Annotated in this window: 6 protein-coding genes and 2 pseudogenes; 2 read left to right on the top strand and 6 right to left on the bottom strand. The window is 73.2% G+C overall.

Features of this window, described 5'->3' with window-relative positions; translation table 11 throughout:
* Positions 1-199: pseudogene (locus E4O86_RS21705) on the top strand (SAM-dependent methyltransferase); the annotation flags it as partial.
* A 5-nt stretch (positions 200-204) separates the two neighbouring features.
* Here the strand turns inward: E4O86_RS21705 and E4O86_RS21700 are convergent.
* Positions 205-987: a RibD family protein gene (locus E4O86_RS21700; RefSeq protein WP_161142642.1), complete on the bottom strand. Its 783-nt coding sequence runs from the start codon at positions 985-987 to the stop codon at positions 205-207.
* Positions 988-1,082: 95 nt separating this feature from the next.
* On the opposite strand from E4O86_RS21700, the gene ribA reads away from it, so the two are divergent.
* On the top strand, positions 1,083-2,201 hold the full coding sequence (ribA, locus tag E4O86_RS21695) for a GTP cyclohydrolase II RibA (RefSeq protein ID WP_161142641.1): 1,119 nt from the start codon (positions 1,083-1,085) through the stop codon (positions 2,199-2,201).
* Here ribA and E4O86_RS21690 read toward each other — a convergent pair.
* From E4O86_RS21690 to E4O86_RS21670, 5 genes and pseudogenes are all read right to left on the bottom strand, one after another.
* Positions 2,158-3,861, bottom strand: coding sequence for a sulfatase-like hydrolase/transferase (locus E4O86_RS21690; protein WP_161142640.1), 1,704 nt, complete (start codon positions 3,859-3,861; stop codon positions 2,158-2,160). The genes ribA and E4O86_RS21690 overlap by 44 nt on opposite strands.
* A 79-nt stretch (positions 3,862-3,940) precedes the next feature.
* Positions 3,941-4,726, bottom strand: a complete 786-nt coding sequence (locus E4O86_RS21685; RefSeq protein ID WP_161142639.1) for an FkbM family methyltransferase — start codon at positions 4,724-4,726, stop codon at positions 3,941-3,943.
* Between the two features lie 58 nt (positions 4,727-4,784).
* Positions 4,785-5,114 carry a YciI family protein gene (locus E4O86_RS21680; RefSeq protein ID WP_161142638.1) on the bottom strand — a complete coding sequence of 110 codons (330 nt, stop codon included), beginning with the start codon at positions 5,112-5,114 and terminating at the stop codon, positions 4,785-4,787.
* 53 nt (positions 5,115-5,167) lie between these two features.
* Positions 5,168-5,938 (bottom strand): CDP-alcohol phosphatidyltransferase family protein, encoded by a 771-nt coding sequence (locus tag E4O86_RS21675; RefSeq protein ID WP_161142637.1) that lies wholly within the window; start codon positions 5,936-5,938, stop codon positions 5,168-5,170.
* Positions 5,939-6,052: 114 nt separating this feature from the next.
* Positions 6,053-6,912: pseudogene (locus E4O86_RS21670) on the bottom strand (hypothetical protein); the annotation flags it as partial.

The following is a 6,912-nucleotide window of genomic DNA, read 5'->3' as shown; positions in this document are numbered from 1 at the left end:
GGCCTCGAGCCCCTGGCGGCTCGGGTCGGCGGAGCGTGCGCTTTCGGACGCGCTGGTGCGCGGCATCGCGGCGGCGGCGCGGCGGCACTGCGCCGATCGGGCGGCGATCGAGGCGTGGGAGGCGGCGCGGCTCGATCCCGCCGCGGCGCTGCGCGTCGAGATCGGGCACACCGACCTTCTCGGCATACCCGGCGGATGAGGCCGTCAGCGCCGCCGCAGCGCGCAGTCGAAGAGCACGTCGCTGCCGAGCGGATAGACCGTCGCCTCCGGGGTGATCGCGTCTGCGAGCAGGCTGATCGGCGCGCGCGCCAGGCCGGCCGGGCCTGAGCCGATGATCTTCGGCGAGATGGCGACATGGAGCCGGTCGAGCAGGCCGGAATCGAGGAACTTCGCGATGGTGCGGGCGCCGCCCTCGACGAGGATCCGCCTGATGCCGAGCGCGGCAAGCGCGCTCGCGATGCAGCGCGGATCGCTGCCCTGCTCGCCGTCGTGCCGGATCCGGACGATCTCGACCCCTTCCGGGCGCGCCACCTCGCAGGCCTGGATCGCGATCCGGCGCGAACCCGCCGCCCAGATGCTCGCATCGGCCGGCACGCGGCCATGCGGATCGACGACGAGCCGGGCCGGGTCGGGTCCCTCCGCGAGCCGCACGGTCAGGCGGGGATCGTCCGCGAGCACGGTGGTGGCGCCGACGAGAACGCCCTGGACCAGGGCGCGGGTGCGGTGGAGATGGGCCAGCCCGTCCGGACCGGACACCTCGCGGCAGTCGCCGGCCGGCGTGCCGACCCGCCCGTCGAGCGATTGTCCAACCTGGGCGAGCACGAAAGGCGCTTCCGCCGGGCCGAGGAGCGGTGCATAGAGGGCCCACGCCGCCTGCTCGCCGGCGCTCCAGCCGACCGGAGGCGGCTCCGGAAACCGATCGCGCTGGGCCAGGAGCCGGTCCCAGACGCGCGCGGTAACCGAGATAGGCTCTGGTGCGAACTTCATTATTGCCTCGGCGTGATGCAGAACGGACTTGTAAAGGCCCGCCGCGCCTTAAATCTAGCGCACGGCCGCGTGTCAGGTGACTGGGAAGGAACTCGATGACGGACTCCGGGGGATTCGACAGCGGACCGGAAGTGCGCGTCGAGCGTGCGGTGGCGGAGTTGCGGGCCGGACGGCCCGTCCTCCTCGCCAGCGATTCGGGCCCTCTCGCCGTGCTGGCCCTCGATGCGACGACGCCGGCGGTCTATGACCGCTTCGCCGCGCTCGCCGGCGGCGGGCATGCGCTCCATCTGACCCGCTGGCGCGCGGAACTGCTCGACATTCCGGGCGCGGCCGGCGTTCTCGTGCCGCTCGCGGGCCTTTCGCATGCGGAGGCCGTGACGATCGGATACGGCCCGATCGCCGAGGCCAAGGCCGTCCTGCCGGGTGTCGGGCCCGCGACGCCGGCGAGCACGGCGGCGAGCGAGCTCGCGCGGCTCGCGCTCCTGCTGCCCGCGGTGGCCGTGGCGCCGGTGGCGGAGCGCGCCGGCAGCGAATCCGGGATGGTGAAGCTCGGAGCCGACGATCTCGAGCTTGCCCGTACCGGCGCCGGGCGCCGGTTCGAGGAGGTGAGCCGGGCGCGCGTGCCGCTCGCCGAAATCGGCGACACCACCTTCGTCGTCTTCCGCGGCGGGCTGGCGCAGCGCGATCAGCTCGCCGTGATCGTCGGCGCGCCCGACCTTTCGGGCGTCGTTCCGGTCCGCCTCCATTCCTCCTGCATCACCGGCGACCTCTTCGGCTCGCTCAAATGTGATTGCGGCGACCAGCTCCGCGACGGGCTGCGCGCGCTGCACGAGCGCGGCGGCGGCATCCTCCTCTATCTGGACCAGGAGGGGCGCGGCACCGGCATCGCGGCCAAGATGCATGCCTACGGCCACCAGGATGCCGGGCTCGATACGATCGAGGCGGACGCCATGCTGGGCTTCGGGCCGGACGGCCGCGGCTACGACGCGGCGGTCGCGATGCTGCGCGGCCTCGGCGCGGATCGGGTCGACCTTCTCACCAACAATCCGTCCAAGGTCGAGTTCCTGCGCGAGGCCGGCATCGACGTGGTCAATCGCACGCCGATCTTCGGCCAGGTGACGCCGGAGAACCGCCGCTACCTGCGGACCAAGTCCGAGCGTGCCGGCCACCTCATCGAGTTCGGGGACGATCCGGGCCGGGACGCGGCGGAATAGCGTCCGGAGCGGCGGCGAGCGCCCGGCTCGGGCGCGGCGTGAAGCTTTCGAGGATCCGGGCGCGCAGATCCTCCATCGGCAGGGCCGCCGCCTCCGGTTCCGGCAGGAGCCCGGGCGAAAATCCCCAGTCCGCCGCCGCTTGCAGCACCTTGGGATCGGCGCTGATGACGTGGATCGGAACGTCGGCGCCCGCCTCCGCGCCGGTGACGAGCGGTGCCGGCTGGTGGTCGCCGACGACGATGAGAACGAGGTTCGGGTCGCGGTAGCGCGCGACGAAGCTGCCGATCGTCCGCAGCACGTAGTCGATGGAGAGGCCGTATTGGCTGCGGATCCTCTCGGGATCGCGCCACACGACCTCCGGCGGGTCGCCCGATTCGGCCCAGCGGTCGAATATCGTGCCGTCCCCGATTGCGTCCCAGTCGATGACGGGCGGGATCGGCGTCCAGGGCGCGTGGCTGGAGATCAATGCGATCTCGGCGAAGACCGGCTGCCTCGTCGTCGGCGCGAGCTCGCGATCGCGGAAGCGCTTCAGCGTGAACTGGTCCGGCATGGTGATCCAGTTGAACGGCCTGCCCGCATAATCGAGCGCCGCGGCGTCGAGGATGCGGTCGTAGCCGAAGAAGCGGCCTTCCGGCCAAGCCATGGTGATCGCCGGGACGACGGCGACCGTGCGCCACCCGGCCCGCGCGAAGTCGGAGACGAGCGTTGCCCGGCGGCTCGTCACGAGCGCGTCGTAGCGGTTCTGGTCGGCGATCCTGAGCCCGGAGAGGAGCGTCGCGTGCGCGAGCCAGGAGAGGCCGCCCACGGTGGGAGAGGAGAGCCAGCCGCTTGCCGCGGAGAAGCCGGCCCCGGCGATCTCGCTATCGGCGGCCTCGAGCGCGGCCCTCGTGCCCGCCGCGAAGCGCGGCGATTCGAGCGCGCTCCGGCCGTAGGATTCCACGAAGATCAGGGCGACGTCCCGGTCGTGCAGATCGGCGAGGAGATCGGCGTCGGGGATCGAGGCGAAGGGGTCGTGCGCCGCTTCGGAGCGGAAGCGCGGTCCGTCGGCGAGGCTCGCATAGGCGGACGCCGCCTGCGCGGCGGCGAAGCGGCTCGACCCGGCCGAGACCGGGCCGCCTGCGCCCGCGGCGAGGAAGAGCGCCGCCGATGCCGCCGCGAAGCCGGCCGGAGCCATGGGCGGCAGGGCGGGAAGCACCCGGGCGAGCGCGCGGCTCGCGCGGAAGAGGAGAAACGCGAGGCCCGCCGCCGCCGCGGCAAGGGCCGCTGCCGCGGCGAAGGCGAGCGGTGCGCCGAGGGCGCCGGAAGAGAGGTTCCAGGCCGCCGGCAGGAGCGCGAGGTCGAGCGCGGGCCTCGGCGGCCGGCCATAGGCCGCATGGGTCGCCAGGCTCGCGAGCTTCGCGAGCACGAGGAGGGCGAGGAGAAGGCCCGCGGCGGCTGAGACCGGCATGCGCCAGCGGGGGCCGAGAATTGCGAGCAGCCCGACGAGAAGGGCGAATTCCAGCGGCAGGCGCGCGAAGCCTGACGGCGTGAGCCGGAACGGATCGTCCGGGAGCGCCAGGGCGAGAAGGAGGATGAGCGCGGCGGCGCCTGCGGCGAGGACAGCACGACGCTCCGGGATGGCCCTTCCCGCAATCTCCGTCCGGTTCGCCGCATCGTTCATGGGGCGATCTGACGCCGGAGCGGGCGTCGGCTCAAGCGATATTCCTCTACCCTCACGAGCGGGCGCTCTCGAGCCGCGCCTAGAGGTCCCCGGAGCGCCCGCTCGCACGCAGGCCGGGCAGCCGCCGGCGAAGCTCCGCGGGGCTTGCCCAGTCCGGCCACAGGAAGGCCTGGGCCTCGCCCGTGACGGCGTTGAAGCGGTACCGGCCGAAGGTTTCGAGCCGCGCGAGGCAGGCATCCGTGATTGCGGGGAGGGCGGGCAGGTATTCGAAGGAGAGGAGCGGGACCGGCTGCGAGAGGCCGGCAAGGATGTCCGCCTCGAAGCCCTCGGCGTCGATCTTCACGAAGGCGGGCATGCCGTAGGTCTCGATCAGCCGGTCGAGGGTCGTCACGGGCACCCGCACGCGCCTGTCCCAGCGGACATGGTCGAAGCCGGCGGCCCCGTCCAGGCCCTTTGCGAAGTCGGGGCTGACCGTCGAAACGGTCGGATGTCGCCGGGAGACCAGAAGCTCGGTCTCGCCTTCATGCGCGGCGAGGGCGCAGGCGAGCAGCGTCATCCGCTCGCGCGGAAGGATCGTGCGGAGGAGGCCGGCGAAGAGCGGCTGCGGTTCGATCGCGACGACGCGCGCGCCGAGCGCATGGAACGCCCGCGCGCGGCTGCCGACATGGGCGCCCACGTCGAAGACGAGGTCTCCCGGGCGGACCATCTGCCGGTAGAACGCCCGCATCCGCCGCGCCCGGAGAGGGCGGCCGTAATAGATCGCCAGCGAGCGCAGCAGCCCGGAAAGCGCCGGCAGGTCGAGCGTGCCGCCCGGAAGGGCGAAGCCTTGGTGCGGGCGGTCAGCCTTCGGCGCGGCCGCCTCCATTCGCTCCGATGGCCGGATCGTTCCCGGATCTCTTTCCGTTCGCGACATCGCTCCGCGTCTACGCACCTTCGAGAGGCCAAATTTCGACGACGCCATGGGCGACCGCGCAGGGCGATCCGGAAACGAGCCGAATCGCTTCGTCGAGATCGGCAGCCTCGATGATCGCGAATCCCGCGACCGGCAGAGGCGCCGAAAGGAAGGCGGCGTTCTCCGTCCGAATGCCGGTGGCGTCGGGGTTGCGCACCTGAACCGGCGACCCCGCGATGCCGATCAGCGCTCCGCGCCGCTTGAGCGCGTCGTCATTCGCATGCGCGGCATCGCGGATGCCGGGGGCGGTCCGCTTGTAGCCGGCTTCGTCGCCGTACCCGATGGTCACGTATTTCGGCACGGGCTGCTCCCTTCACCTGCGAGGCGGCGGCCCAGGTGCGCGCCGCGCCGCCCTCACGTCGCGGACCGGCCCTGCCGCAGGATCCAGCCGATATCGACGGCGAAGGACCAGACGAGCGCCGCGAGCCCGAAGCAGGCGAGCGCGGATGCCGTGCGCGGTCCGACCGGCGGGGCCAGGGCGGCGAGCAGCACGACATATTGCAGCACGCAGACCGCCTTGCGCCGGAAGGAGGGGGGCAGCGGCGTCGCGAGCCTCGGAAACGCCCAGCCGACGGCGACGAAGACGTAGCGCGTCGCGCCGATCCCGAGCGCCCAAAGCGGGACCTTCGCGCTCGCGACCAGGATGGCCGAGACGACGAGCACGCAGAGCGCGTCCATCTCCATGTCGAAGCGTGCGCCGAAGGGGCTCGTGAGGTTGCGCCTGCGGGCGATCGGGCCGTCGATCCAGTCGAGCGCGAAGGCGATGCCGGCGGCTGTGACGACCGGCCAGTCGCCGGCCCGGAGCAGGGCGACGTTGGCGGCGAGGCGCTCCGCAAGGACGGCGACGAGCAGAAGGCCCACCGCTCCGCGCAGGAGCGTGACGACATTGGGCGCGCCGAACCTTTCGTGCCGGTGGTGGGACTCGGCCTGGGCGAGCACTGTGGCGGCGATCACGAGGTAGCCGAGGGCGGGCAGCGCGAAGAAGGCTGGCCCGCAGGCGAGCAGCCAGCCGGCGGCGAAGAGCGTGCTCGCAAGTGCCAGCCCGACCAGCGCGAGCGCCGGCCATGTGCCCGCGGGCGGGCCTTGCGGGGCGGAAAGGCGGGGATCGATGCCGATGCTCGACATGGCTGCGCCTGCTGCGGGCCGGAATTGGCGCAGGGCATGCTATGGAGGCGCCGGACGCGGCGCCAGCGGCGCCGCGATGAAAATCTGGTGATCGGGAGCGGGACCGGCGGACCGCTACCGCAGGCTCGCGTAGCGGAAGGCCGCGGCCGTTTCGCTGTCGGTGGTGTCGAGCGTGCCGCCGCTGAACCGGTCCGACGGCGGATTGGCGGGCAGCACGACGCTTTCCAGCCGGGCGGCCGATTCAGGCACGGCGAAGAGGCCGGTCCGGGCGCTCGGCCGCGGCATCGCGAGGCGGGCGAAGCCCTTCGTGTTCGCCGTGGCGTTTGCCATCAGCCTGCCGAGCGCCTCCGCGTCGGCCGTGCTCGGCGCAGCGGTTGCCGTCGCGCGGACCGGCCGGCTGGCAGCCGCCTGCTGCGCATCCGCCATCGGCGCCGCGGCCGTCGGAGCCGTGCCGGTCGCCGCGACCTTCTGCAGGGCGGCGGGGCGGAGCCTCGGCACGGGCAGTGCCGCGGCGTCACCGGGAACCCCGATTGCTGCGGAATAGGCGAGCTGATAGCTCGGCCGCGCCGTGGGCATCTGGGCGGCTCCGGCGCCGAGGGCGTTCGCAGCCGCGACGGCGGAGCCGGCGGCGAGCGGCCTGCCTTCCGGGATGGCGGCCGCCGCCATGGCGGCGTAGGCGGCGGTCGCGTCCGATGCGATCATCGCCACCTGGGTCGAATCGGCCGCGGGGATTGCCGCGGGCCTGCCCGAGCCGGCGGGCTTGGTCTTCGGGACCGGTGCCATGGCGAGATCCGTTGCCGCCGCGGCGGCGACGGCCGGCGCGGCTTCCGGCGTCACGTCCTGCGCCTGCGTCAATGGCTGCGCCTCGGGCCGCGAAAGCGCGGCGAGTGCGATCTCGCGCGTCTTCACGGGGACCGCCTTCGGCAGCGGCGCGGGCTCGGGCTCCGCTGCGGCGGCCGGCGCGGGCCGGGCCG

The organism is Propylenella binzhouense (genome assembly GCF_009866965.1).
Taxonomy (GTDB): Bacteria; Pseudomonadota; Alphaproteobacteria; order Rhizobiales; family Afifellaceae; genus Propylenella; species Propylenella binzhouense.
The sequence above is the reverse complement of the archived record's forward strand: the minus strand, read 5'-3'. Positions and strand labels throughout refer to the sequence as shown.

Coding starts and splice junctions, on each gene's coding strand:
- E4O86_RS21700 (WP_161142642.1), bottom strand. CDS start 987: ATGAAGTTCGCACCAGAGCCTATCTCGGTTACCGCGCGCGTCTGGGAC.
- ribA (WP_161142641.1), top strand. CDS start 1,083: ATGACGGACTCCGGGGGATTCGACAGCGGACCGGAAGTGCGCGTCGAG.
- E4O86_RS21690 (WP_161142640.1), bottom strand. CDS start 3,861: ATGAACGATGCGGCGAACCGGACGGAGATTGCGGGAAGGGCCATCCCG.
- E4O86_RS21685 (WP_161142639.1), bottom strand. CDS start 4,726: ATGGAGGCGGCCGCGCCGAAGGCTGACCGCCCGCACCAAGGCTTCGCC.
- E4O86_RS21675 (WP_161142637.1), bottom strand. CDS start 5,938: ATGTCGAGCATCGGCATCGATCCCCGCCTTTCCGCCCCGCAAGGCCCG.